This window comes from Acetanaerobacterium sp. MSJ-12, from assembly GCF_018917875.1.
Lineage (GTDB): Bacteria > Bacillota > Clostridia > Oscillospirales > Ruminococcaceae > Bittarella > Bittarella massiliensis.
The window spans coordinates 301991-328047 of the sequence record NZ_JAHLPK010000001.1 but is presented as its reverse complement, the minus strand read 5'-3'; the positions used below and the strand labels follow the sequence as shown (position 1 = coordinate 328047).

Genomic DNA, 26057 nt, shown 5'->3' with positions numbered 1-26057 from the left:
TTTGCCCTACTCGGGCCACGCCACCGCCTTCAGCCGCAGATCGCGAAAGGCCGCGTACCGCTCCAGCCAGGCGACGGCCGCCTCCCTCTCCCCGGGGGAGAGGGGCGACCCCATCAGCTGGACCGACCAGTTCCTGCCCGACGTCTTGCCCCGCCACCAGCCCACGGCAACGCCGTCCCGCAGCAGGGCCCCGGGGTTGCCCACCGTCTTCCAGAGCTGCCCCGCCAGCCCCTCTTCGCAGAGCCAGCGGCGCCCCCCGTAGAGGTAGGGGTCATAGGGGGGCAGCAGCTGCACCCCCCGCGGGGCGGAGGGGCAGTCCCCCTCCGCCAGGGCCAGGGCCCGGTGTCCCAAAAAGGTGACCGGCTCCCCCACCTCTTCGGCCAGGGCCCAAAGCCGCCTGCCCTGCCGGGGGCAGCAGCCCAAAAAGGTGGCAAACTCCCCCTCGGTGGCCGGACCGTAGAGGGCGAGAAAGCGGCGCGCCAACTCCCGCCGGCCCGGCTCGCCCGAGAGGGCGGGGTCGGTGGGGGCCAGTCGCTCCCGCCCCCAGTCCCCCGGCCAGAAGAGGGGGGAGCGCCCCTGGCGGGGCCCCAGCACCAGGTGCCCCTGCAGGGCGCAGGCCCGCAGCAAAAAGGAGATCGCCGCCTCCCCCAGCCGCTGGTCCGGCCCGTAGAGGGAGGGGCCCTCCCATCCCTCCCTCACCCATGCGGGCAGGCGGGGGGCCATTCGGTCCGCCAGCTGCCGGTCCAGCTCGGCCTTGCCGGTCACCGGGGCGGGCAGCTCCTCCGCCGCCCGGCAGAGCAGGGGCAACAGCCGGTCTGCCCCCAGCCCCAGCCGCGCGGCCACCGGGGCAAAGCCGGGGTAGGCGTAGATCCACTCCTCCCCCTCCTGGGCGCAGAGCGCGCCGAGAAAGAGGCCCCGCTGGGCCGCGGGGAAGAGGTAGGGCGCGCCGCGAAAACTCCAGCAGCGGCAGAGTGTACCGGAGGCCACCGCCTCCTCCACCCAGCCGGGGGGCAGATCCCCCACCCGGCAGAAGAGGGCGGCCTCCCCCATCCCCGGCGGACTGTCCTGCACCCCCAGGGGGAGGGCCCGCTCCACCGCCCCTTCTCCAGAAAGGGGCGCGGTCAGGTGGTGGGCGGCCAGCCGCCGGGCCACCGCCTCGGTCCGGGTGATCTCCCTCATCTCCCCGCCCCCTTCCCCCGCCGCAGGGCGCACAGCCGCACCTTCTCCTCCGGTGCCACCAGGCGGGAGTCGCGCAGCTTGGAGAGGGTTTTGTTGTGGGTGAAGTCGTCCAGCCGCCCCTCGGCGAGCAGGGTTTCTACCAGCGCGGGGAAGCGGGGCCAGGCGGTGCAGAGGAGCCAGGCCCTGGCCATGTCCACATAGTATTCCCCTGCAGGGGCCGCGGCCGCCAGCTCCACCGCCAACGGGGCCCAGTCCCCCCAAAGCAGGTAGGTCATGGCCAACACCAGCCCCACCCGCTTCTCCCAGGAGGCGCTGCCGCCCTGAACCAGCCTCTGGCAGAGGGACCAGGTGTACGCCGGCTGGCCGGCCAACCCCTTGCAGGCGGTGCAGAAGCTGTCGCAGAGGGACCAGTTGTGCACCCGGGGGATGTACCCCTCCACCGCCGACACCCCCTCGGGCCAGGGCAGGGAGGAGGCGCGGCCCGCCACCAGGGCGGCCACCATCCCCTCCTCGTGGCTGTCGTCTCGGGAGAGGGCGAGAAACCCCCACCAGTCCCCCTGCGCGATGGCGCGGGCACAGGCTTGCAGCACCGGCATCCGCACCCCCAGCAGGGGGCACTGGGGGTCGTTTACGATGCGGGCGTTAAAGGCCCGGTAGCCCGGCTCGGCCCGCTCCCGCAGGTAGGCCACAAAGGCCCGATAGTCCCGGGGCTGCCAGCGATTTAGCGCAAAGGGCGGCTTCTCCACAAAGGGCCCCTCCTCTCTCATTTTTCCCATTATCCCCCGGCGGGCAGCCTTTGTCAATGCAGCCGGGGCGGGCGGCGGGTGGGGCACTGGTTTCGCCCCCGTCCACCGCTCGCGCCGCAAAAAAAGGGCGCAAAGAGAGCCGGGGGCCGAAAACTTCCGGCCGCCCGGCTCTCGCCGCGCAGAGGCGCTCGCTCTTTCTATTTGCCTTCCAGTACCTGGGCCATCCGCTCCATGCACTCCTTGACGATGGAGCGGGGGCAGGCCACGTTGATGCGCTCAAAGCCGATGCCCTCTTCGCCGAACATGTAGCCCTCGTCCAGGGCGACCTTGGCCCGGCGGAGCATCATCTCCTCCAGCTCCTCCTTGTCCTTGCAGTACTCCCGCAGGTCCAGCCAGACCAAGTAGGTGCCCTCGCAGTCGACCATGGTGGCCTTGGGCAGCCGCTCGGCCACAAACTCTTTGCAGAAGGCGATGTTGCCGTCGATGTAGGCGTTGACCTGGTTGAGCCAGTCCTCGCTCTCGTTGTAGGCGGCGATCATGGCGGTGATGCCGAAGGGGTTGGCAAAGCCCACCGAGTTCTTGTCGCCGATGGTGTGCAGCCACTTCTCCTGGTACTCGGGGTTTTCGATGACGATGTTGGACAGCTGCATCCCCGCCAGGTTGAAGGTCTTGCTGGGGGCGGTGCAGACGATGATCCGGTCCTTGTACTCAGGGCAGGCCTTGAGCAGGGGGATGTGGGTGACCCCCTCCCGCACCAGGTCAAAGTGGATCTCGTCGGAGATGATCCACTTGTCGTACTTCTTGGCGATCTCCACCACCTTTTTCAGCTCGTCCAGGGTCCAGACCCGGCCCACCGGGTTGTGGGGGCTGCAGAGGATCATCCCCTTGACGCCGGGGTCGGCCATCTTCTTGTCCAGGTCCTCGTAGTCCATGGTGTAGCGGCCGTCCTGGTAAATCAGGGGGTTGTTGACCACCTTGCGGCCGTTGCCGAGGATGCTGTTGGTGAAGGGGTAGTAGACCGGGCGCTGGATGACGATGCCGTCCCCCTCCTCCGACAGGGCCTGGATCAGGTAGCAGATGGCGGGCACCACGCCGGGGGAGAAGAAGATGTCCTCGGCCTTGACGTCCCACCCGTGGCGGCGCTTGTACCAGCCGGTGACCGCCTCTTTATAGGTGGGGTTGTTGTACACGGTGTAGCCGAAAATCTTGCGGTCGATGCGCTTGTGCAGCGCGTCGATGATGGGGTCGGCGCAGGGGAAGTCCATGTCCGCCACCCAGAGGGGGAGGGCGGACTGGTCGTCGCCGGGCATAAACTCCCACTTGGAGCTAAAGGTGCCCTTGCGGTCAACGAGCTGGTCCAGATCGTACTGTCTCATCGCACACGTCTCCTTTTTTGGCCGCCGGGCCGGGCCCGCCCCCATCCCGAGTGGGGAGAGGCCCGGCGCCGGCAACATTTAAGCTGCTTAAGTATTCTCTCATTCCATCCTATCGCCCCAGAGGGGTGTTTGTCAATCGGCGCGGGGGCAAAACTCATTTTTCGGGGATTTCGCTAAAATCCCGGCGGCTTCTTTCCACATCCTGACGGAAGGAGGCGTTGAGGTGCTCCTGCACCGCCAGATAGGTCCGCAACTCCTCGTCGCTAAAGCCCGCCAGGTTGCGGCAGCTGCGCTGATAGCACTCCCTGTCAAAGCGCTCGTGGTTTTCAAAGATGACCCAGCCGTGCTCGGTGAGGCCCAGGTTCTGTTCCCGGTTGTTGCGGGCGTTCTTGGCCTGGGTCACCCAGCCCTTCTCCCGCAGCCGGCGCACCATCTGCGAGCAGGCGCTGGGGGTCTTTTGCAGTTTTGCCGCCAGGTCGGTGACGGTGATGCCCGGGCTGCGGCCGATGAGGGCGATGGTGTGGCTCTCGGCCTGGTAGAGGGTCTCGCCGCCATAGCGGTGGGGCATGGCGTCGTACACCTCCATCAGCCGGCAGCCCTCGTCCAGGGCGTCCAAAAGCTGCAAGAACAGGGCGTAGCGCCCCTCTTCGACCGGCGTCTCCATCCCGCCGCTCACGCCCCGACCACAAGGGCGGGCAGCTCCTCGAGGCGGGCGATCTCGTAGGTGATGGGCACCCCCAGGGCGTTGGGCTTGCCCCCGGGGTTGTACCAGCAGGTGTCGATGCCGGCGTTCTGCCCCCCCATCATGTCGGAGGTGAGGGAGTCCCCCACCAGCAGGGCCGCCGCCCGGTCAAAGCCGGGGATGTGGGCGGCCACGTAGTCAAAGTACTCTTTCTGGGGCTTTTGGTAGCCGGTGTCCTCGGAGACGAAGACGTCGGCGATGTAGGGGGTGATGTCGCTGCCCTGCAATCGGCGGTGCTGGGTGCGGCTGACCCCGTTGGTCACCAGGTAGAGGGGGCAGTGCTGGGCCAGCCGGCGGCAGACGTCGGCCGCCCCGGGGATCGAGCAGCCCTGCTCCCCCAGGGCGTCCATATAGGTGCGGTTGAAATCCGCCCCCGAGTGGGGCAGCCCCAGCTCGGCGAAGAGCTCGTCAAAGCGCTGGGACTGGAGTTTCTCCTTGCTGACCTCCCCCCGCTCAAATTGCTCCCACAGCCGGCTGTTGATGACCTGATAGCGCGCCCGAACGGCCTCTGTCAGGGGCACCTCCCACCGCGCAAAGGCGGTCTGCAGGGCGATCTCCTCGGCCCGGTCGAAATCCAGCAGGGTGTTGTCGGCATCCAGCAGGACAAAGCGGTATTTTGACAATGTCGGTCCCTCCCTTTCCCCCGCTCGCGGGGCGTCCTCTTTCTCGCTCCCATTATACGGGATTTTCTCCCCCCACACAAGCGCGGGAGAGGGGGGCGGTTGAACTGCCCGAGAATGGGTTCAAATTCTGTCGATATTTCGTCGTTTTGACCGCCCCTTTCCCTTTTCTTTGGCGCGGCGACGCAGTATACTAAAAAGCGGAAATCGTCCGGCCGCGAGCCGGTGGGGAGCGCCCCGCCGGGGAACGCGGCCTTTTTGCGGCAAAAGAAGAACAGAGGGGGAAACTGCGATGTCAGAACAAGGGGAAAGCGCCGTCGCCAAGACGGTCAAGCGGGTGCGGGGGTACCGGTACTCCCTGGTGCTGGAGGGGATCGCCGTGGGCGCGGCCGCCGGGCTGGTGGCCGTTCTCTTCCGGCTGGCCATCCAGGGGGCCGACGGCCTGCGGGGCCAGGCCATCGCCTTTTGCAGAGAGCGGGGCGGCTGGGCGGTGGCCCTCTGGTTTTTGGCCCTGGCCGGGGCGGCGGGGCTGGTGACCCTCCTTCTGCGGTGGGAGCCCTACATCTCCGGCTCGGGCATCCCCCAGGTGGAGGGGGAGATGGTGGGCCAGGTGCACCAGCGCTGGTGGCGGGTGCTGCTGTGCAAATTCGCCGGCGGGCTACTCAGCCTGGGGGCCGGCCTCTCCCTGGGGCGGGAGGGCCCCTCCATCCAGTTGGGGGCCATGGCGGGCAAGGGCTTTTCCCGGCTGACCGCCCGCATCCGCACCGAGGAGAAGTTGCTGATGACCTGCGGCGCTTCAGCCGGTCTGGCCGCGGCCTTCAACGCCCCCTTTGCCGGGGTCCTCTTCTCCCTGGAGGAGGTGCACAAGAACTTCTCGCTGGACGTGCTGCTGCCGGCCATGTCCGCCTCCATCACCGCCGACTTCCTGTCCAAAAACATCTTCGGCCTGAAGCCGGTCTTTGACCTGTCGGTGCGGCAGATGCTCCCCATCCGCCACTACTGGGCGGTGGCCCTGCTGGGCGTCGCCCTGGGGCTGTTGGGGGTGCTCTACAACCGCTGCACCTCCCTGGCGCAGGACCTCTACGCCCGCGTCCGCCCCGCCTATCTGCGCACCCTGGTCCCCTTTTTGCTGGCCGGAGTGCTGGCCTTTGTCGCCCCCCAGCTGCTGGGGGGCGGCCACGCCCTGGTGGAGGGGATCGATCCCGCCGCCACCCTGGGGGCGGTGGCCCTCCTCTTTGGCTGCAAGTTCCTCTTCTCCATGGCCAGCTTCGGCTCGGGGGTGCCGGGGGGCATCTTCCTGCCGCTGCTGGTGCTGGGCTCCCTGGTGGGGGCGGGCTTCTTCGCCGGGTTGGCCCCCTCGCTGGGGCTGGCCCCCGAGATGATCGACAACTTCGTCATCCTGGGGATGGCCGGGTACTTTGCCGCCATCGTCCGCGCGCCGGTGACCGGCATCCTCCTCATCAGCGAGATGACCGGCAGCTTCACCCACATGCTCACCCTCTCGCTGGTCTCCCTGGTGGCCTACGCCACCGCCGACTTACTGGGGTGCAAGCCGGTCTACGACGAGCTGTTGGAGCGGCTGCTCAAAGGCCGGGGCCGCCCCCTGGAGCCCACCGGCGAAAAGGTGCTGGTGGAGGCGCCGGTCTGCATGGGCTCCCCCGCCTGCGGCCGCACCCTCAGCCAGATCGACTGGCCCACAGGCAGCCTGGTGGTCTCGGTCCGCCGGGGGGAGCGGGAGCTGGTGCCCGGCGGGGCCACCCTCCTCTTGCAGGGGGACCAGCTCTCCCTCCTCTGCGACGAGTCGGACATCCCCGCCGTGCGGGAGGCCATGGCCCGCTGGTGCGAGACCGCCGTCCGGGAGCACTGATCCCCACGCAAAGCGGCCTGCCGGCGGTCATCCCGCCCGGCGCGGCCCTCTGACCGCCCTTCCCCCGCCAACAGCACAGGGGGGCGGCCCAAACACCCCCAGGGGGCCAGAGAGCGGTCCGCCCCCTTCCCCTTGGCACCCGCGGCAAAGGCAGAGAGAGGGGGCCCGGCCAAATTGGCCGGGCCCCCTCTCTCTTTATCTGCAAAAAGCGCTATTCAGATCCCTTCGCCTACGCCTCGCGGCGGCGCTTGCCCGCGACCGCCATCACCAGGCCGCCCAGGGCTGCCAACAGCCCCCAGCCCAGGGGGGAAGAGGCGTCGCCGGTGTACACCACCAGGGCCTCGATCCTCTCCCGCAGGGCCGGGTCCATCATCTCTTTTTGGTGCTCGCTGAGCTGGCTGTACCGGTCCAAAATGTCCTTCTGCTCCTCTGAAGTGGCGTCGCGCAGATCCTCCGGCAGCTGGCGAACATCTTCCTCCAGCTGCTCCACCTCCTCCACTTCACCGATGGCGTCTTCCAGTTGGTCGACCAGGTCCTCCAGTTCCTTTCGCTCCTCCTCGGTCAGGTGGCTGTCCTCTTCGTCCAGCAGGTCCTCGATCTTGTCCACCACCTGCTGGGCGTCGTCCTTGTTCTCCTTGTCCACCGCACCGGGGTCCAGGGGCTCACTGCCCCCGTCCGGCTTCTTGACCTCTTCGATCTTCTCCTTCACCTCGTCCAGCTTGTCCAGCAGCTCGTCGCAGTTGTCGATGATCTCCTGCAGCTCCTTCTTCTGCTCCTCGCTGGCGTCGGGGTCGTTTTTCACCTCTTCGGCCTTCTCCTTGACTGACTCGATCTCCTCCCGGTCGTCGCCGGTGACGGTGTCGACGGTCACGTCCTCGATGGGGGCGGGGATCTCGCCGATGGGACGGGTGGACACCTTGTACTCGGTCACGTGTCCGGCCTTGTCATAGGCCAAAACGGTGTAGTCCGCCGGCTCCTCGCCGCTGGGCAGGGTCAGGTCGACCCGCTCCTGTCCCTGGCCGGCCGTCGCCTGGTGGACGATCACCCCGTCCTGGATGACGATCACCTGCTGCAAGTTGAAATCGCTCACCTGCAGGTCTTTTTTCACGTAGTAGATGCCGCCGTTCTGCGCGCCAGAAACTGCCGGCGGGGTCAGGTCGACGAGCAGCGGGCAGGCCACGACCGTCTCGTTGCCGGCCACGTCCACCGCCTTCAGGTAGACGATCCCCCGAAAGTCGCTGGTAAAGGGGATGGCGATCTTTCCACTGCCGTCGGGGGTCAGGTCGCTGCGCCACTCCTGGGCGGCGGGGGTGTAGATCTCCGCCGGGTCGGCGGTGGCGTGCAGCGCGTACTGGATGGAGGCCAGCCCGCTGGTGGCGTCGGCGGCGTGTACCAGCAGGTCGATGGGGGTGTTGTACACCCGCTCAAACCCGTCCATGGGGGGCAGGACCGGGTGGCTCTTTCCGTCCCGGTAGGCGGTCGAAATGTCCCGGTCTTCATCCAATACAGGGGCGGTGGCGTCGATCTTCACCACCTCGTCGGCCGGGTCGGTCACCGCGCCGGTATCCTCTTTTTTCAGCTGCAACTGCAGCTGGTGAAGGCCGTCTCCCGTGATGATCTGCTCGCTCCCCCAAATGGCGGGGCTCCCCGCCAGCAAGTCGGCGATCTGCCGGTAGTCGCTCTCGGCGGTGGGGGCGGCGGTCACCGGGCCGGTGAACCAGCCGCTGTTATTTTTGCGCTCGCCGGTGATTTGGTACTCGCCCCCGTCCTGGGTGACCACCACGGTGGCCGGGTTGACCAGGTGCACCCGGTAGTTGGGGTTTTGCCAGACGTCGTTCCCGTCGGTGAATCCCACCACGCAGAGGTAGTAGGTGCCGGCCGGGCTGGTCTCGCTCAACTCCACCCCGGCGCTGTTCTGGCAGGTAAAGGAGGGGGTGCCCAGATCGCTCACCGGGCGGGCAAAGGGGTCTGCCGCGGCGGCGCGGGCACTCGGCTTTTGCAGCCACTGCACCCCGTAGCGGGGGATGGCCTCCCCCACCTTTTTCTCGCTCGGGTCGGCAGTGGGGCCCACCCACACCTCCCGCGGGGTGATGGAGCCGGCCACCTCCAGGCGGTCGGGCTCCAAGGTGTAGTTGCCCGCGTCCGCCCCGGCCAGGGTCAGGCCGGTGAGGGTGATGGTGTCGGCGTCCGCCACCTCGGGCGAGTTGTAGCCCGAACTGCTGTCAAACTGGACGGACAGCTCGTCCCCCGCCACGGCGGAGGAGATGCTCACCGACCCCAAAAACTGGTTGGTGCCGTCATAGGGCTTGACGGTGGGGGAGATGCCCAAATCAGCGGCGGTGATCACCTTGGGGTAGATGGTGAAGGTCTTGCTGGAGCCGGTGTAGGTGGCGTCGTCCGGCTTGGTCACCTCCACCTTGTAGGTGCCGGCGTCGCTGGGTGCCCCCTCGATCTTGGCAAAGCTGCCGTCCGGCTGCTTTTTATAATAGGTATAGATTACCTCTTCCTCAAAGGGCTTGCCGTTGACGTTGGTGCTGGGGACGACCGCGCCGCCGTAGGTGATGTCGGAGCAGTTGACCCCCAGGGTCTTGCCGGTCATATCCAGGGCCATATCGGTGGTGCTGGAGGTGTCGGTGATCCCCTCGCTGTCCCCCTCCAGCCCGCCGAACTCCACCACATAGGCGCAGTTGGTGTCTTTGGAAAAGTCGTTCCATTTCCCCTGCTGGCTAGAGTAAAAGTGCATGCACTGCTCGCCACCTGAATTGTTGGGCTCGCCGGTGGACCAGTTGGTGTACATCTTCGAGCTCTCCGGGTTGTTGGAGTTTGTCTGCTTATACGCACCCGACCACATCAACTGCCCGGCCTCCGGCCCGGTGACCCAGTAGTAGTCCGCCTTGGCAGACCCGTAGCTGCCCGGGTGGCCGGTGTAGTCGTCCAGACAGGTGGCGCCGGTCCAACAGTTGGTGCCGATCAGGGAGTAGACAAAGTCGTGCTCGGCTTGAGAGGTGACGGTCACCAGGTACCCCTGCCGCCCCAAATAGCTCTGCTGGGAGGCCAGCTGATAGGCGGTGGGCCAGTTGACGGCGGTGGGCACGGCCAGGTAGTAGTGGCCGTTGTCCTCGTTGTAGTGGTAGACGCTGTTGAGCTGCTCCACACTCACCGAGAAGCGAAGGCTGCGCACCACGGCCGAGGTGTTGGTCAGGCGCACCTGCAGGTTTTGGCGCAGGTAATCCTGCCACTGCTGGGCGGTCAGCCCGCTGGCGCTGGTGAGGACGCAGTTGGTCACCCAGCCCCCGGCGCTCACCGAGGTGATGCCCGCCGCGGCCGGGTTTGCCGCCTGGATGGCATCCCCGGACTGGATGGCCCGCGAGAACTGCACCACCACGCTCTTGATGGGCTGGTTGCCCGGCTGGGTCACCTCCAACTCGGGGAAGGTGTAGGTGTGGTAACCGTTTTGGTACCCGCTCTCGCCCTGCTGTATCTCGTTTGCGTAGCCCGGCTCGATGCCGATGGTGGAGGTGACCGAAGGCTCGCCCTCCGCCAGGACAACCGGCAGGTTGCCCACCGCCAAAACCAGAGCCAGCGCGATGCAGAGCAACCGCTTTTGCATCTTCATGGCAAATTCAACTCCTCAATTCAATTTTTCCAGTTTGAAAGGTGTAGCTTTTCATTCGCGGATGAAATCGAGAAAAGAGCACGGTTTTTTAGCAGGTCTGTCTAGGACAGACCTGCTTTTTTTGTGCACAAATTCAAAAAATTGAAATGAACGAAAAAGCACGCCTTAATTTGTTAATAGTATAACGCGCTTTGTAAAGAATTGCAACAAATATATCTCAATTGAGCCAATCTTTTACCGCTTTTGCGCTATTTTTCCTTCTTTTGCCCATCCCTGCCGCGGAATTGGGGCATCCTCTCCCCATCTACGGCCTGCACAAAAAAAGGGCGGGGGAGGGCCGTTTCCCCTGCTCTCCCCGCCCTTTTCACCGCAGGGGGCCGCGCCGGGCGCAGCCTCCCCTCCCGAAAAGCCGTTCAAACGGGACACGTGGCACGCAAGATGAAGCCCGCCCCTCTTTGCGTCTCCGCCCCTCTCTGAAATTCAGGCCAGTCCCAGCCGGTCCCAGACGTCCCAGCGCTCCAAATCGGCCAGGATGGAGGTGGGCAGCAGCTCCCCCAGCTCCTCCCGGGTGGCCCAGCGGGCCTCCTGGTGCTCCTCCGACAGGGCCACCTCGCCCCCCGTCCAGTAACAGGCATAGCTGAGCAGCACGATCTGCCGGTGGGGGGCCGGGTGGAAGGTGGTGGCGTAGAGCAGTTCCCCCGGCTCAACGGCCAGGCCGCTCTCCTCTTCGATCTCCCGCAGGAGGGCCTCCTCCAGCTCCTCCCCAAAGCGGATCTTGCCGCCGGGGAACTCCCAGGTCCCCGGCCCGATCTCGTCGCTGTCCGAGCGGCGGAGGACGAGTATCCTCTCCCCCCGGCGCACGATCCCCTTCAGCGCAGTGCGGATCTCCCATTCCACAGCCATTTCCTCCTTCTATCCGTTTGTCGCGGCATCCATCCGCCGGTCCCAACTTGTTCGCAGCGATCGCAGGGGCGAAGCCCGGCGGCCAGCGGGTCAAGCCCCCGCCCGTTTTCTCTCACGCGATGGCCTCCAACAGCCGCCGCTTCATGGCGGGGATGTGGATGGCGCGCACCACGGCGGCGTTGGCGGGGCGCTCGGCGGCGCCGGTCCAGTCGAATACCAGCTGGCCCCTGTCCAGCCCCTCGCCGGTGTTGACATAGGAAAAACAGGGCAGACTCTCCTTGACGAGCTCCGGCCAGAGGGCCACCGCCATGGCCACCGGGTCGGCCATGTCCAAACAGGGGGAGCCGAAGCGGCGGGTGTTGAGCTCCATCAGGCAGCGGTTGCAGCGGATGCACAGCTGGGCGCAGGGGCTGCCCTCCGCCAGCACCCCCTCGATCTCCCCCTCGGTGAGGACGGCCTCGCCGCAGCAGAGGTCCCACCCGGCGTAGAGCTGGGGGATGCCCGCGCGCAGCACCACGGCACAGGCCTCGGGGTCGGCCCAGATGTTGAACTCGGCCGTGGGGGTGACGTTGCCCGGGCCAAAGCCGGCCGAGCCCATCACCGTCAGCTGTTTGACCCAGCCGGCCACCCGCGGCTCCCGCAGCAGGGCCAGGGCCAGGTTGGTCAGCGGCCCCAGGGCCACGATCTCCAATTCCCCGGCAAAGCGCCGGGCCAGCTCGATGATGACGTCGGCCCCGTGGCCGGCGGCCAGGGGCATCTGCGGGTCGGGGATGCCGATGTCCCCCATCCCGTCCCGGCCGTGGGTCTCGTAGGCATAGGTCAGCTCCCGCAGCATCGGCCCGCCGCAGCCCAGGTAGACCGGCGGCCGGGCCGGGCCCGCCCACTCCACGGCGATGCGGGCGTTGCGCCCGGCCTGTTCCAGCGGGACGTTGCCCGCCACGGCGGTGATCGCCTCGACCCGGACCCCCGGGCAGTGCAGGGCCATGACGATGGCCACCGCGTCGTCGGAGCCGGTGTCGGTGTCAATGAGGATGTGTCGCACGGCATTTCCCTCCTCGCTCGTTTTTCCCATCATATCACCCCCGAGGAGATCCTGCAATCGGCCCGTCCAAAAGGCGGGCAAATCTGCCCCCATTTGCAAATTGCCGCGCTTTTTCTGCCCGATACACCTTTCTTGCCCGCCCAAATTCTGCTATAATAACAAATTAGACACACATCAAATCCATTACACATCTAAAGGAGGATATAAAATGAGTCAGAAGAACACATTTTATATTACAACGCCCATCTACTACCCGTCCGACAAACTGCATATCGGACACAGCTACTGCACCGTCGCCACCGACGTCATGGCGCGGTACAAGCGAATGCAGGGGTTTGATGTGATGTTTTTGACCGGCACCGACGAGCACGGCCTGAAAATCGAGCAGAAGGCCAAGGCCGCCGGGGTCACCCCCCAGCAGTATGTGGACGAGATCGTCGCCGGGATCCAGGACCTGTGGAAGCTGATGAACATCTCCAACGACCGCTTCATCCGCACCACCGACGACTACCACGTGGAGTCGGTGCAGAAGATCTTCCGCAAGCTCTACGAGCAGGGCGACATCTACAAGTCGGTCTACAAGGGCAAGTACTGCACCCCCTGCGAGTCCTTCTGGACCGAGAGCCAGCTGGTGGACGGCAAGTGCCCCGACTGCGGTCGGGAGGTGGTGGACGCCGAGGAGGAGGCCTACTTCTTCAAGCTGTCCAAGTACGCCGACCGGCTGGTGAAATACTATGAGGAACACCCCGACTTCATCTCCCCCGAGTCCCGCCTCAACGAGATGGTCAACAACTTTATAAAGCCCGGGCTGGAGGACACCTGTGTCTCCCGCACCACCTTCAGCTGGGGCGTCCCGGTGGACTTCGACCCCAAACACGTGGTCTACGTCTGGATCGACGCCCTCTCCAACTACATCACCGCCCTGGGCTACGGCAACGACAGATACCACGACTTTGACAAGTACTGGCCCGCCGACGTGCAGTTTGTGGGCAAGGAGATCACCCGCTTTCACACCATCATCTGGCCGGCCATGCTGATGGCGCTGGACCTGCCCCTGCCCAAAAAGGTGTACGGCCACGGCTGGCTGCTCATCGACGGCGGGAAGATGAGCAAGTCCTTCGGCAATGTGGTGGACCCGGAGATCCTCTGCAACCGCTACGGGGTCGACGCCCTGCGCTACTTCCTGATGCGGGAATTCCCCTTCGGCTCGGACGGCAACTTCACCAACGAGCTGCTCATCAGCCGCATCAACGCCGACCTGGCCAACGACCTGGGCAACCTGGTCAGCCGCACCGTGGCCATGGTCGAGAAGTACTTTGGCGGCAAGCTGCCCGCCGGGCGGCAGGCCGACCCGCTGGACGACGAGCTCATCTCCCTGGCCACCGGCCTGAAGGCCGCCTATGAGGAGCAGATGGAGCAGTACGCCTTCCAGTCGGCCCTGATCGAGGTCTTCAGGGTGGTCAGCCGCACCAACAAGTACATCGACGAGACCGCCCCCTGGGTGCTCTGCAAGGACGAGGCCAACCGGGACCGGCTGGCCACCGTCATGTACAACCTCCTGGAGTGCATCCGCATCTGCGCCCAGCTGCTGACCCCCTTCATGCCCCAGACGGTGGAGAAGATCTTCGCCCAGATCGGCGCGGGCGAGGCCGAGACCAGCTACGACAAGGCCGGCGTCTTTGGGGCCCTGCCCGCCGAGGTGCAGGTGCACAAGGGCGAGACCCTCTTCCCCCGCATCGACGCCAAAAAGGAACTGGCCGCCCTCGAGGCCGAGCAGAAGGCCAAACAGGCCGCCGCCCCGGCGGAGGAGCCCGCCGCGGAAAAAGGGGAGAAGGTCCCCGGCGTCATCACCATCGACGACTTTGGCAAGGTGCAGCTGCTGCCCTGCAAGGTGCTGGACTGCCAGCCGGTGAAGGGGAGCGACAAGCTGCTGAAATTCCAGCTGGACGACGGCGGCAAGGGCCGCCAGGTGGTCTCTGGGATCGCCAAATGGTACCGGCCCGAAGAGCTCGTCGGCAAGACGGTGCTGGTGGTTGCCAACCTCAAACCGGTCAAGCTGCGGGGCGAGATCAGCGAGGGGATGATCCTCTCGGCGGAGAAGGGCGACTCGATCCAGGTGCTCCTGCTGGGCGACAACATCGCCCCCGGCAGCAGCGTCTGCTAGCAACGAACACACCCGGGAAGGGGGCGGGCGAACAGGCCCGCCCCCTTCTCTTGCAACAACTGTCTGGAGGATCGACTGTGCAACCGATTTTTGACTCACACGCCCACTACGACGACGAGCGCTTTGCCCCCGACCGGGAGGAGCTCATTGCCTCCCTGCCCGGCAGCGGGGTGGAGCTGGTCCTCAACGCCGCCTGCGACCTGCCCTCCTGCGAGAGCTCCCTCGCCCTGACCCGCCGCTGGCCCTTTTTCTACTGCAGCGTGGGGGTGCACCCCCACGCCGCGCAGGAAGTGGCTGGGAGCGACTACCTGCGCTACCTGGATCGCGCCGCCCGGGGAAACGAAAAGGCAGTGGCCATCGGGGAGATCGGGCTGGACTACCACTACGACTTCTCCCCCCGGGAGGTGCAGAAGGCCGTCTTTGACGAGCAGATGGCCCTGGCCGAGGCGCTGGACCTGCCAGTGATCATCCACAGCCGGGAGGCGTCGGCCGACACCCTGGAAATCGTCCGCCGCCACCGCTGCCGCGGGGTGGTCCACTGCTTCTCCGGCTCGGCCGAGACCGCCCGGGAGTACCTGAAGCTGGGCTACCACATCGGCTTCACCGGCTCGGTGACCTTCAAAAACGCCAAAAAGCCGGTGGAGGCGGCGGCCCAGGTGCCCCTGGAGCGGCTCCTCGTCGAGACCGACTGCCCCTACATGGCCCCGGTGCCCCTGCGGGGCAAGCGCTGCGACTCCCGGATGATCCCCCACACCGCCGCCCGGCTGGCTGAAATCAAGGGGGTGGAGGTGGAGGAGATCCTGCGGGTCACCAACGAAAACGCCCGCCGCCTCTTCGCCATCCCCGATTAAAAGTATACGTTCTATACTTTAATACAATTTGTAATATTTGATTGTCAAAAAGAGCAGGGCCCGCCGGATCGGGGCCCTGCTCTTCTATTCTTCTGTCAGGCAGCGGCAGGGGCTGCCGCCTCCCCGCTGGTGGTGTCCTCCTGGGGACTGTTCTCGGTGCCGGGGGCGGGGGTGGTGCCATCCCCCGCGGCGGGGGCGCTGGAAGAGGCGCTGCTGCTCCCCTTCTTCTGCTCATTCTTGACCGTCTCATCCTCGGCCGCCTCGGCGATGGAGTGGATGACATAGCTGCCGTCGCTGGTCTTGGCGAGGGTGTAGATCATGGTCTTGTCGACCTCGGGCTGGTAGATGTTTCCATCGGCGTCGCCGGTCCAGGCGCTGCCCGCGGCCACATAGCCCACCGTCAGGCGGATGATCTTCCCCCGCTTCTCCATCTTGGAGACCAGGGGGGTGTAGTAGCCCATCAGGCCGGTGGCGGGCAGCCGGTAGCACTGGGTGGCGGTGTCGTACTGAAATTTCATGGTGTCGTCGCCAAAGCTCTTGTGCTCCAGCTTGATGTCGCTGCCGTAGAGCTTGGCGCCGTAGAGGTCGACGTCGGCCGCCGGCAGCAGCACAGCGCCGGTCTGGTCGGTGGCGTAGCGGCTGGTGTCCTCGTTTTTCAGCACCGCCCAGACCGCCGACTGCAGCAAAAAGTCGGGGTTTGCTTGGTCGGGGGAGTCAAAGGGGACCGGGTCGAGCATGACCACCGGCTCGATGAACTTCTGGTACTCCAGCCGCTTGTCGCTGTCGTCTAAGAGGAACTGCACCCCTTTGGTGCCCAAAAACACCAAAAAGGCAACCCCCAAGACCGCCAGGCCGAGGATGGTGTACCCCGCCAGGCGGGCTTTTCCCTTCTTGGAAAGCTTGTGTTTGCGTGCAGACAAAAGATCAGCTCCTATCGAATTTGGCCGTCACCCTGCAGGATGTACTTGTGGGTGGTCAGTTGTTCCAGCCCCATGGGCCCACGGGCGTGCAGCTTCTGGGTGGAGATGCCGATCTCCGCCCCCATGCCGAACTCCCCGCCGTCGGTAAAGCGGGTCGAGGCGTTGACGTAGACCGCCGCCGCGTCGATCCGGCGGCAGAAGGCCCGGCTCTTCTCGTAGTCCCGGGTGACGATGCACTCGCTGTGGCCGGTGGTGTATCGCTGAATGTGGGCGACAGCCTCTTCAAAGCCGTCCACCACCTTGATTGCGACGACGTAGTCCAAAAACTCGCGCTCCCAGTCGCTCTCGACGGCGGGAACGGCCCGCTCGCCCAGGATGGCGCAGGTCTCGGGGCAGCCGCGGATCTCCACCCGGGGGGAGGCGTCCATCCGCCCGGCGATCATGGGCAGCCACTGGGCGGCCACCGACCGGTCCACCAAAAAGGTCTCGGCCGCATTGCAGACCGAGGGGCGGGAGACCTTGGCGTTGTAGGCAATGTCGGCGGCCATCTCCAGGTCGGCCGTGCCCTCCACGTAGATGTGGCAGTTGCCGGTGCCGGTCTCGATGACCGGGACGGTGGCGTTCTCCACCACCGCCCGGATCAGCCCCGCCCCGCCGCGGGGGATCAGCACGTCCAGGTAGCCGTTTAGCTTCATAAAGGCGCTGGTGGTCTCGCGGGCGCTGTCCTCGATGAGCTGGACGAAGTCGGGGTTTTGCCCCGCGACGGCCAGAGCCGCCCGCACCGAGGCGACGACGGCCCGGTTGGAGCGAAGGGCCTCTTTGCCGCCCTTGAGGATGACCGCGTTGGAGGACTTGAGGCAGAGGGCCGCCGCGTCCAGGGTGACATTGGGGCGGGCCTCGTAGATGATGCCGCAGACCCCCAGGGGGGTGGAGACCTTGGTCATCTCCAGTCCGCTGGGCAGCCGCTGGCCCCCCAGCACCCGGCCCACCGGGTCGGGCAGCGCCGCGACCTGCTCGGCCGCGTCGGCCATGGCCAGTACCCGCTGCTCGTTGAGGAGCAGCCGGTCGATGAGGGATTCGCTGATCCCCGCCTCCCGGGCGGCGGCCACGTCTTCCCCGTTTGCCTGTAAGATGGCAGCGCAGTCGTCGCGCACCTGCTGGGCCACGGCGGCCAGCAGCCGGTTTTTCTCCCCGCTGTCCAGCAGGGCCAACTCGCGGGCAGCCGCCTTGGCGCGGCCGCCGAGGGCTGTCAAATCGGTCATTTCTCTCCCTCCTGTCCCACAAAGGTGGTGCCCACCGGCTTGCCGTCAAAGACGTCGTAGAGGAGCCGGGGGTCGCCGCCGTTGATGATGACCATGTCGCCGCCGGTGGCGGTGAAGATCTCGGCGGCGTGGATCTTGGTGATCATGCCGCCGGTGCCCCGGCGGCTGCCGGCCCCGCCGGCCATGGCCCGCACCCGCTCGTCGATTTTCTCGACCCGGCGGATGATTTGGGCGGTGGGGTCCTGGCGGGGGTCCTTGTCAAACAGCCCGTCGATGTCGGACATGATGATCAGCTTGTCGGCGCCCACCAGCTCCCCCACCATGGCCGAGAGGGCATCGTTGTCGCCGAACTTGATCTCGTCGGTGGAGATGGTGTCGTTTTCGTTGATGATGGGGATGACGTCCAGCTCCAACAGCCGGTTCAGGGTGTTGCGGGCGTTGTGCCGGCGCTCGTCCTGGTCGATGATGTCCCGGGTCAAAAGCACCTGGGAGACCACGTGGTTGTAGACGGAAAAGCGCTTGTCGTACATGTACATCAGCTCGCACTGCCCCACCGCGGCCGCCGCCTGCTTGGAGGGGATGTCGGTGGGCCGGTCGCGCATCTGCAGCTTGCTCATCCCCACGCCGATGGCGCCGGAGGAGACCAAGATCACCTGTTTGCCCGAATTTTTGATGTCGGAAATGGCCTCTACCAGGGCCTCGATGCGGCGGATGTTCAGGTGGCCGGTGCTGTATGTAAGGGTGGAAGTCCCCACCTTGATGACCACGCGGTCGGGAATGCGCTGCACGAAAACTCCTCCTTTTAAAAAAGAGCGGTGTTGGAATGGGGCGGACCCGCCCCCCGCCTTTCCCGGCAAGCGGGCGCTGGGGCGGCGGGCCCCGCCAATAAATTGCCATCATTATAGCATACCCCCTGCCAAAAAGCAAAGCGCCACCGGCCAGGGTGGGGCGGCGCAAGGCCGTTTTTTAGGGGCGGCTGCGGGCGCGCAGTCCACGAAAAAAGCCCCAGGGCAGACTGGCCCCAGGGCTTTTAAAGGCAGTGCGTGATTTCCCCTTTGGGGGAGGGAACATGCCCCCTTTGCGGCAGGGCGCCGCCAGGTGCAAAATCCTCCGCCGGGGCAGGCCGGGCCGTTTGGGCCGGTGGGCGACAGCGCTCCCTACCGGGTGGGCCCTCCCCTCGCCTCTTTCAAAAGGGCAATCACCTCTTCGGTTTTCAGCACCTTGCCAAAAGAGACCACCTTTCCATCCACCACAAGGGCGGGGGTCGTCATCACGCCGTACGCCGCGATCTGCGCAAAGTCGGTGACGTGGTCGATCGCCGTGTCCATGCCGAGGGCCTTTAGCGCCTCCAGCGCGTTCGCCTCCAACTGGTTGCACTTGGCGCAGCCCGAGCCGAGGATTTTTACGCCCGCACCGGCGGTCTTTCCGCCCTGCGCCGGCCGCGCGGCCCGGCCGTTGCAGCCACCCCCACAACAACCGCTCTCCTTCTTCTTTCTTCCAAACAAATGCACGGTGATCCCTCCTAAATAAATAGATACTGAAAGATGTTGAACAGGTAGCCGACCGCGATGATCCCCCCTGTGCAGATGCCGATGAAGAGCGCCAGCAATTTGGGCTTCACCGCTTTTCGCAACATGATCAGCGAGGGGAGGGACAGCGTCGTCACCGCCATCATAAAGCTGAGAACGGTGCCCAGCTGCGCCCCCTTGGAGAGCAGTGCTTCCGCCACGGGGATCGTCCCGAAGATGTCCGCGTACATCGGCACGCCGATAATCGCCGCAAGGACCACGCCCAAGGGGTTGCCGCTCCCCAAAACGGCCTCGACCCAGTGCTCGGGGATCCAGTTGTGGATGACGGCGCCGATCCCCACCCCTACGAGGATGTAGGGGAACACCTTTTTAAAGGTGGCGAGCATCTGGTCCCTTGCGTAAATCAGCCGCTCTCCCTGCGTCAGCGAGGGGGCTTCAATGTCGACCGCGCCCGCAGTTTTGATAAAGGACTCCACATACCTCTCCATCTGCCATTTTTCGATCAATGTGCCGCCCACAACGGCAATCACCAGGCCGACCGCCACATAGGCGAGGGCGATTTTCCAGCCGAAAATGCTGGAGAGCAAGAGGAGACTCCCGAGATCGACCATCGGGGACGAAATCAAAAAAGAAAAGGTCACGCCGAGGGGGAGCCCGGCGCTGGTGAACCCGATAAACAGTGGGATGGAGGAACAGGAGCAGAAGGGGGTGACCGTCCCCAGCAGCGCGGCGACGACATTCGCCCCTATCCCGCGAAATCGCCCCAGGATTTTCTTGCTGCGCTCCGGCGGGAAGTAGCTCTGAATATAGCTGATGAGAAAAATCAAAAGGCAGAGCAGCACCGCGATTTTTGCGACGTCGTAGAGAAAGAACTGCACGCTGCCGCCAACCCGCCCGGCGGTGTCCACCCCCAGGGCAGAGAGCCCCGCGCCGATCAGTGCATTCAGCCACTTCATGCCGAGAAGCTGCTCCTGAAAAAAAGTCCAAACTACCGACACCCGCAGTCACCGCCCCTCGTGCCGTTGAGGCCCCCAATAAAGGCCTGGAATGCGGACAGCGTCTCGCCGCTTAGGGAGTAGTGCGACCACCGGCCCTCCCGGCGCGTCTCCACCAAACCGCACTCGCACAAAATTTTCATGTGGTGGGAGAGCGTCGGCTGGGTGATTTCAAAGGCCTCCAGCAGCTTGCAGCCGCACTTCTCCCCGTCCGACAGCATCTTGACAATCTTTAATCTGTTGGCGTCGCCAAGCGCCTTGCAGATCAAGGCCACGTCCATCTCCTGCACTGCATTCACCTCACATAGATTTCTGTCTATATGTTACCACACCCATAGACATTTGTCAATGTGTTTTGGAGCCGAGTGGGGGCCCCGGCAAGCCCGTCCCCAGTTTCGCTGCGGACACTGGGGACAGGCCATCTGGAAACAGGGGCCGGAATATCAAAAAATCCCAACTTGCAAAGGGCGGCAGCGAGTCAAAGGCCACAAGGATGGGGCGATCCCCCCTTGCGGGAGAGGCGCCGCAGCAAAGTGGACGTGGCGTCGCTCGCAAAAAAAGCGGCAAGAGGTGCGCGGTTCACAGCGCCGACCCGTGCTGCCAAAAAGGCAGCTGCCCCTGCGCAAGCATAAAGGGGGGAGAGCCCGCCAAGTGGGGCGCGGCTACCTGCCGCTGGGAAACACCCGCCAAACAGCCGCCCACTCCAAACCTCGGCGGCAAAACCACAAAAAGGGCGGGCACAAACTGCTTCGCCCACTGCCGGCGCGGATTTGCACCATAAAAAGGTCCCCAACAAAGACATCGGCGCAAAAAACAGAGCGCACCCGCCAAGCGAGGCGCGCAATTGGGGGACAGGCCCAGCCCGCCCGGGAAACGCTGGCGAACAGGACTCCCGCAGGTTGCCGCAGCGCTGACCCGCAAAAGGTCGGCGGTGCACCAAGGCCGTCCCGAGGGCGTTTGCGGCCGAGCGGACAATGCGAGCATGTCCTCCATGCGAGAGAAAAGAAGCAGGCGTATGGCTTGGTTCCCGCCGAAGACAAAAAGCAAGTCGGAACAAAGCGGACTTTGTCCTGGCAGCGGAAACCCTTGGCGAGCAGGATAGCCGCAGGTTGCCACAGAAAAGAAAGTCCGCACAAGGTCAGCAGCGCCGCAGAGGCGTTGTGGGCGCGCTTGCGAACGGCCGTGGCAAGCGCGGCTCTTTTCGGGAAGGAGGAGCGACGGCGCACGCCGACAACTTTTTTAAGAGAAAAGTCGCCACAAACGGCAGAAGGTCCGCGGCGCTGCAGGAGGTGTTGACAAAAAGAGGCCCGCCCCGGCGCGGGTACAAGAGAAAACACACACCACAGGGTGAGATATACGATATGACTTAGGTGCAGCAACTTGCTGCTGGCGGAAGCGTTGGGATCCTACCCACAGGCTAAAAGACGTGCTTCCAGCACATTTTCCCGCTCTGTGAAACGTCGCCCTGTTTTCATCTCCACCTTCTAGCCGTAAAAGGGAAAAGCTTTGACAAAATGAGGGCCCCCTCGGCGCGGGCGCAAAAGCCCCCCTAAGTGAGTGTGCGACTTGGGCGCGGCAGCCCGCCGCTGAGAAGTGCTAACAAAATAGGTGCCCATTAAAGACGCGGGCACTATCGAAAAACAATAGAAAAAACCAGCGGCGCGCGTCTTGCTCACCGCAGGCGTGGGAAGCGTTGACGAAATAGATACCCGATACCCGTTTCAGCACAGGCGCAAAAGAAAACACACCCCACAAAGTGAGGTGTGCGACTTGGGTGCGGCAACTTGCCGCTGGCGCGCTTGAAGGGATTCGAACCCCCGGCTTCATCCTTAGGAGGGATGCACTCTATCCAGCTGAGTTACAAGCGCAGATGCAAAGGGGCCTCTCCGGCCCGCGCTGCGAGTCGGTCGGCTGTCCATTATTATAGCAGACTCCCCTTTCAAAAGCAATGCCCGCCCCGCCCCGAAGGGGGGTATTAAGAAAGCGTTAAGAGAGGAAAAAGAAGCCTAAACTTGTTGTAAAGAAAATGGGGATTTGCTATACTGATAGGCAGTTCGCTCCGGCGGGGGCAGCCCATTTCGCCCCCGCCCCGGGCGCCGTTTCAGTGGTTCGATAGGCAAAAATTTGAAAGAGAAGAGAGATTGCTGTCATGTCGGAACAAACGGTAGAAAAAAAGGTCAAGAAACCGCTCTCCCCCACCCAGATCATCGTCGCCAGCTTCCTGCTGGTCATCACCGTGGGGGGGCTGCTTCTCTGTCTGCCCCTCTCCTCGCGCAGCGGGGAGTTCACCCCCTTCTTGGACGCCCTGTTCACCGCCACCTCGGCCACCTGCGTCACCGGGCTGATCGTGGTGGACACCTACCTGCACTTCAGCTTTTTCGGGCAGCTGGTCATCCTCTGCCTGATCCAGATCGGCGGGCTGGGGCTCATCACCTTCGTCACCTTTTTCAGCGTGGCGGTGGGCAAGAAGATGCGCTTCAAGAACATGTCCCTGGCGCAGGAGTCCATCAGCGCCTCCTCGGTCAGCGGGCTGCCCCACCTGGTGCGGATGGTGGTCAAGGCCTCGCTGCTCATCGAGGGCTGCGGCACCCTGCTGCTCTGCCTCAGCTTTATCCCCCGCTACGGCTTTTTGCAGGGGCTGTGGACCGCCTTCTTCCTGGCGGTGTCGGCCTTCTGCAACGCGGGCTTTGACATTTTGGGCCACGAGGGGGCTTACAGCAGCCTGATCCACTACACCGGCGACCCCATCGTCATCGGCACCATCAGCGCCCTGATCGTCATCGGCGGCCTGGGCTTTTTGGTCTGGGCCGACCTCTACGGTCTCCGGCACACCAAAAAACTGCGGCTGCACACCAAGATCGTCCTCTTCATCACCGCCCTCCTCATCCTGCTGGGGACCCTCCTCTTCTGCGTGCTGGAATGGAACAACCCCTCCACCATGGGCCCCCTCTCCGTCCCCGAAAAGCTGGGGGCCGGGCTCTTTCAGTCCATCTCCTGCCGGACGGCGGGCTTTAACTCCATCGACCTCAACGCCATGTCGGGCTTTACCAAACTGGTCGCCAGCATCCTGATGTTTATCGGCGCGGGCCCCGCCTCCACCGGCGGCGGCATCAAGGTCACCACCTTCGCCGTCATCGTCATGACCATCCTCAGCTTCTCCTCCGGGCGGGAGAACACCGTCATCCTCAAGCGGCGCATCGACCACAAGACCGTCTACAAAGCCCTCACCATCTCCGCGCTGGCCCTGGTGGTGGTCTTCATCACCTCCTCGGTGATGTTCTACTCCATCCCCCGCAGCGAGTTCAACACCCCCATCAACGCCATCTTCGAGGCCTGCTCGGCCTTTGGCACCGTGGGCCTCTCCGACGGGCTCACCGGCGAGGGGAACGCCCTCACCCACATCATCACCATGCTCACCATGTTCATCGGCCGAGTCGGCCCCGCCTCCCTCGCCATCTCCCTGGCCTCCGGCCGGGGCGGGCGCAAAAAAAACCAGGTCATGCCCGAGGGCAAGGTCCTGGTGGGCTGATTTGCCAAGAGACGCCAAAAAGCGGCGAGCGCATGCTCGCCGCTTTTTTTGCAGTTCCTACTCTTTCAAGCTGCCCTCGCCGCCCATCAGGGCGGTGAGCTCCTCCACCCGCTCGAGGGGGAAGGAGGGTAGTGCCAAGGGCTTGAGGGCGATGGACATCAGCTTCATGGGGTTGTCGTCGGCCGCCACCCGGTTGGACGAGAGATGTCCGCAGCGCCGGCAGCGGTGGATGACCGCCCACTCGCCGCCCTTCCGCACCCAGACGCCCACCGGCTCCATGATCCCGCCGCAGCAGGCGGCCCGGTCGCCGGGCCGGTCGTCGACGTGCAGGCTGTGCAGGCAGTTGGGACAGTGGTTGCGGTGTCCGCTGCCGGCCCCCTCGGGCACCACTTGGCGGCCGCACACCTTGCAGGTAAAGACCTCTTCGCAGTGGTGGGTCCGGTAATACCCTGGGTCTTTTTGTCTTCTCTTGTTTTCGCGATTCATGGAAACTCCTCCTAAAAGCGGGGTCGCTCTGTCGGGAGGGTTGCGGAGATCAGTTTGCGCAAACCTCCCGGTTTGGCGCAATCTCCGACTGGTTGGAACGCTTCAAAAAACAGCTCTCCTCTTTTTTGTGATGGGGCGGGGGGCAAAGCCCTCTGTCCGCCCCCATCATACCACGCTGGGGTCCCAAAAGACAACCGGCTTTTTTGTATCCGCCGCGGCATTCTCCCCCTTTTCGGCGGGAATTGTGCTATACTGTAAGGGTATTTGCGGCGCGGGGAAGGCGCCCCGCCGCTCCAAAATCGTTCAAAGGGGGACTTTGCCCTGTGAAGATCACCGCCGTTTTGCAGGACTCCATGCCGGCTTTCGACATGCTGCCCGCCGTTTATCCCACCGACTTTCCCCAAGAAAAGGGCTCTTTCAAGCCCTTTATGCACACCCGCCTGGCCGCGGTTGCAGGGGCCGGCCTCTACGTCAACCACGCCGTCTTTGAAAATCCCGACCTGATCCCCATCCAGCGGGACGAGGGGGACATCTTCCAAAACTGCTGCGCCTCCTTCTCCCTCGACCCCTTCCCCCAGGCCAGCCGCTACTACATCAACGTCACCTGCGACATCTACGGCGGGTTTCTCGCCACCCTCTGCGACGGGGCCGAGATCGTCGACGACCTGACCCGGGAGATCTGCGCCGACTTCACCCCCCTCACCCAGGGCGGCTACAACGAGATCGGGGTCTACTGGGGGTGTACCTTCCTCCTCTCCGAGCGGCTCTTCGAGCGGCTCTACGGCGCCCACCAGCTGGACGAGACCACGGTGATGAAGGGGAACCTGTACATCTGCTGCCAAAACCCCAAGATGGCCCATTTCGGCGCCGTCTCCCCGGTGGAGGAGCGGGAAAGCACCTCGGTCTACCGCACCGATGGCTTCTGCGACATTGAATTTTTGCGCCTCTAGGGTGTATACTGGACCAAACGGCGCGACTCAACCGCCCCGGGCGCTCTGCCGCCCCGGGCCAAAAGGGAGGACATACCTGTGAAAGGCCTGCTGAAACTGCTCATCGTCATCGCCCTGGCGGCTGTCGCCATCGGCCTGATCAACGACCGGGAAAACGACAGCTACCGCGACCTGTACCGCCACTACGTCAAACTGGACCTGGACGGGGAGGACGAGCCCGAAACCGTCTGAGCGCCCTCTGCAAACAGGCAACCGGCCCCCGCTCGCGAGAGAGCGGGGGCTTTTCTGTCTGCCGGAAACCGGCTGTTTTTTCTCCGAAAATGACGAAGTGATGAAGTTTGTTTTGCGCCCCTCTAACGATTGCCCTCCCCCCCTTGTCGGCCGCCCCCGGCCCGGGTATGATAGGGGTGAACAGAAGACTTTGCCCATGTTTGGGCCAGCGCCGTAGAGGAGGGATTTTTATGGTACTTGCCGCCCGCTCTGTCTCCGCCCTGTCGGTCCTGGGCTTTATCGGCCTGGCGGCTGTTCTCATCGCCCTGTTGAGTGTGATCTCCTTTCTCTTCTACCGAAAGAGAAAATAGCCGCCGGTCAGATCCGTCAAAAAAGGGAGCGCTTCCAAAGCGCTCCCCTTTCTATTTTTTCGACCTTTTCCCTTCGCCCTTCGCCCTCCCCGGTCAGAGCGACCTGCCAAAGGCATAGGCCTCTTCCAGGTGGCCGGTCTGCGCGATCTGCGGCGCCCCTTCGGTGGGGCCGCACCCGCCCGCCAGCACCATCCCCCGGTCGCGAAAGCCGATGTAGTTGACCAGGGCAAAGCGGTAGTAGGACACCGCCTGCTCAAAGGTCCAGAAAAGGTTGTCCGCCGCCGTCATCAGCAGGGCGCACTCCTTGTCCGGGTACCGCTCGTACCGGCCCAGGGGCGGGTTTTCGTCGGCCTGCGCAAGGGAGTAAAACCGCTCGATCAAGGCCTTGATGCGGGAGGAGAGGGTCCAAAAATAGAGGGGCGAGGCAAAGACGATCAGGTCGGCCCCCTCTATTTTGGGGACCAGGTCGGCAAACCCGTCCCGCATCATGCAGGGGCGGCCGCGGCGGCAGGCGTTGCAGCCGAGGCAGCCCTTCACCTCGGTTTGCAGCAGGGAGACCCGCTCCACCTGACACCCAGCCTCCCGGGCCCCCCGCACGAAGGCGTCCACCAGCTGGGCGGTGTTCCCGCCGGGCCGGCCCCCGCCGACGACGACCAAGACCCGCTTCATCCGCTCTCCCCCCTCTTTCCCCGTCAACGC

General features: G+C 64.6%; 22 protein-coding genes and 1 tRNA gene. 6 read left to right on the top strand and 17 right to left on the bottom strand.

Annotated elements, in window-relative coordinates; all coding sequences use genetic code 11:
• Positions 1-6: 6 nt before the first annotated feature.
• From KQI11_RS01515 to KQI11_RS01495, 5 genes are all read right to left on the bottom strand, one after another.
• Positions 7-1179: a DNA glycosylase AlkZ-like family protein gene (locus KQI11_RS01515; RefSeq protein WP_216400827.1), complete on the bottom strand. Its 1173-nt coding sequence runs from the start codon at positions 1177-1179 to the stop codon at positions 7-9.
• The gene (locus tag KQI11_RS01510) at positions 1176-1925 is read right to left on the bottom strand and encodes a DNA alkylation repair protein (protein ID WP_216400826.1); all 750 of its coding nucleotides are present in this window, start codon (positions 1923-1925) and stop codon (positions 1176-1178) included. The genes KQI11_RS01515 and KQI11_RS01510 overlap by 4 nt, the downstream gene beginning before the upstream one ends.
• Positions 1926-2122: 197 nt before the next feature.
• Positions 2123-3301 carry a MalY/PatB family protein gene (locus tag KQI11_RS01505; RefSeq protein WP_185915590.1) on the bottom strand — a complete coding sequence of 393 codons (1179 nt, stop codon included), beginning with the start codon at positions 3299-3301 and terminating at the stop codon, positions 2123-2125.
• A 154-nt stretch (positions 3302-3455) separates the two neighbouring features.
• Positions 3456-3965 carry a MarR family winged helix-turn-helix transcriptional regulator gene (locus KQI11_RS01500; protein ID WP_185915589.1) on the bottom strand — a complete coding sequence of 170 codons (510 nt, stop codon included), beginning with the start codon at positions 3963-3965 and terminating at the stop codon, positions 3456-3458.
• Positions 3966-3973: 8 nt separating this feature from the next.
• A complete protein-coding gene (locus KQI11_RS01495) occupies positions 3974-4666 on the bottom strand; it encodes a YjjG family noncanonical pyrimidine nucleotidase (protein ID WP_216400825.1) in 693 nt (230 codons plus the stop codon).
• A gap of 289 nt (positions 4667-4955) precedes the next feature.
• On the opposite strand from KQI11_RS01495, the gene KQI11_RS01490 reads away from it, so the two are divergent.
• Positions 4956-6530, top strand: coding sequence for a ClC family H(+)/Cl(-) exchange transporter (locus KQI11_RS01490; protein WP_185915587.1), 1575 nt, complete (start codon positions 4956-4958; stop codon positions 6528-6530).
• Between the two features lie 229 nt (positions 6531-6759).
• On the opposite strand, the gene KQI11_RS01485 is transcribed toward KQI11_RS01490, so the two are convergent.
• From KQI11_RS01485 to KQI11_RS01475, 3 genes are all read right to left on the bottom strand, one after another.
• Entirely contained in the window at positions 6760-10146 is a 3387-nt protein-coding gene (locus tag KQI11_RS01485) for a YDG domain-containing protein (RefSeq protein WP_216400824.1), read from the bottom strand.
• Between the two features lie 480 nt (positions 10147-10626).
• Positions 10627-11043: an NUDIX domain-containing protein gene (locus tag KQI11_RS01480; RefSeq protein WP_207721259.1), complete on the bottom strand. Its 417-nt coding sequence runs from the start codon at positions 11041-11043 to the stop codon at positions 10627-10629.
• A 118-nt stretch (positions 11044-11161) separates the two neighbouring features.
• The gene (locus tag KQI11_RS01475) at positions 11162-12091 is read right to left on the bottom strand and encodes a nucleoside hydrolase (RefSeq protein WP_216400823.1); all 930 of its coding nucleotides are present in this window, start codon (positions 12089-12091) and stop codon (positions 11162-11164) included.
• Positions 12092-12299: 208 nt separating this feature from the next.
• On the opposite strand from KQI11_RS01475, the gene metG reads away from it, so the two are divergent.
• A complete protein-coding gene (gene metG / locus KQI11_RS01470; protein ID WP_216400822.1) occupies positions 12300-14255 on the top strand; it encodes a methionine--tRNA ligase in 1956 nt (651 codons plus the stop codon).
• 77 nt (positions 14256-14332) lie between these two features.
• On the top strand, positions 14333-15106 hold the full coding sequence (locus tag KQI11_RS01465) for a TatD family hydrolase (protein WP_216400821.1): 774 nt from the start codon (positions 14333-14335) through the stop codon (positions 15104-15106).
• Between the two features lie 95 nt (positions 15107-15201).
• Here KQI11_RS01465 and KQI11_RS01460 read toward each other — a convergent pair whose 3' ends face one another.
• The 7 genes from KQI11_RS01460 to KQI11_RS01430 form a co-directional block, all read right to left on the bottom strand.
• On the bottom strand, positions 15202-16026 hold the full coding sequence (locus tag KQI11_RS01460; RefSeq protein WP_216400820.1) for a hypothetical protein: 825 nt from the start codon (positions 16024-16026) through the stop codon (positions 15202-15204).
• Between the two features lie 11 nt (positions 16027-16037).
• Positions 16038-17288: a glutamate-5-semialdehyde dehydrogenase gene (locus KQI11_RS01455; RefSeq protein WP_185915580.1), complete on the bottom strand. Its 1251-nt coding sequence runs from the start codon at positions 17286-17288 to the stop codon at positions 16038-16040.
• Positions 17285-18076 (bottom strand): glutamate 5-kinase, encoded by a 792-nt coding sequence (proB, locus tag KQI11_RS01450; protein ID WP_185915579.1) that lies wholly within the window; start codon positions 18074-18076, stop codon positions 17285-17287. The genes KQI11_RS01455 and proB overlap by 4 nt, the downstream gene beginning before the upstream one ends.
• Positions 18077-18445: 369 nt before the next feature.
• A complete protein-coding gene (locus KQI11_RS01445; protein WP_216400819.1) occupies positions 18446-18799 on the bottom strand; it encodes a thioredoxin family protein in 354 nt (117 codons plus the stop codon).
• Positions 18800-18810: 11 nt separating this feature from the next.
• Complete coding sequence (locus KQI11_RS01440; protein ID WP_216400818.1) at positions 18811-19773, bottom strand: permease; 963 nt, start codon at positions 19771-19773, stop codon at positions 18811-18813.
• Between the two features lie 32 nt (positions 19774-19805).
• Positions 19806-20093 (bottom strand): ArsR/SmtB family transcription factor, encoded by a 288-nt coding sequence (locus tag KQI11_RS01435; RefSeq protein ID WP_286172452.1) that lies wholly within the window; start codon positions 20091-20093, stop codon positions 19806-19808.
• Between the two features lie 1510 nt (positions 20094-21603).
• A tRNA-Arg gene (locus KQI11_RS01430) sits at positions 21604-21680 on the bottom strand.
• A gap of 281 nt (positions 21681-21961) precedes the next feature.
• Here KQI11_RS01430 and KQI11_RS01425 point away from each other — a divergent pair.
• Positions 21962-23341 carry a TrkH family potassium uptake protein gene (locus KQI11_RS01425; protein WP_216400817.1) on the top strand — a complete coding sequence of 460 codons (1380 nt, stop codon included), beginning with the start codon at positions 21962-21964 and terminating at the stop codon, positions 23339-23341.
• Between the two features lie 57 nt (positions 23342-23398).
• Here KQI11_RS01425 and KQI11_RS01420 read toward each other — a convergent pair whose 3' ends face one another.
• Positions 23399-23827 (bottom strand): RNHCP domain-containing protein, encoded by a 429-nt coding sequence (locus KQI11_RS01420; RefSeq protein ID WP_216400816.1) that lies wholly within the window; start codon positions 23825-23827, stop codon positions 23399-23401.
• A 323-nt stretch (positions 23828-24150) separates the two neighbouring features.
• On the opposite strand from KQI11_RS01420, the gene KQI11_RS01415 reads away from it, so the two are divergent.
• Together KQI11_RS01415 and KQI11_RS01410 are read left to right on the top strand one after the other, a co-directional pair.
• Complete coding sequence (locus KQI11_RS01415; protein ID WP_216400815.1) at positions 24151-24777, top strand: hypothetical protein; 627 nt, start codon at positions 24151-24153, stop codon at positions 24775-24777.
• Positions 24778-24855: 78 nt separating this feature from the next.
• Entirely contained in the window at positions 24856-25008 is a 153-nt protein-coding gene (locus KQI11_RS01410; protein WP_154668936.1) for a hypothetical protein, read from the top strand.
• A 443-nt stretch (positions 25009-25451) separates the two neighbouring features.
• On the opposite strand, the gene KQI11_RS01405 is transcribed toward KQI11_RS01410, so the two are convergent.
• The gene (locus KQI11_RS01405; RefSeq protein ID WP_216400814.1) at positions 25452-26027 is read right to left on the bottom strand and encodes a flavodoxin family protein; all 576 of its coding nucleotides are present in this window, start codon (positions 26025-26027) and stop codon (positions 25452-25454) included.
• Between the last annotated feature and the right edge of the window lie 30 nt (positions 26028-26057).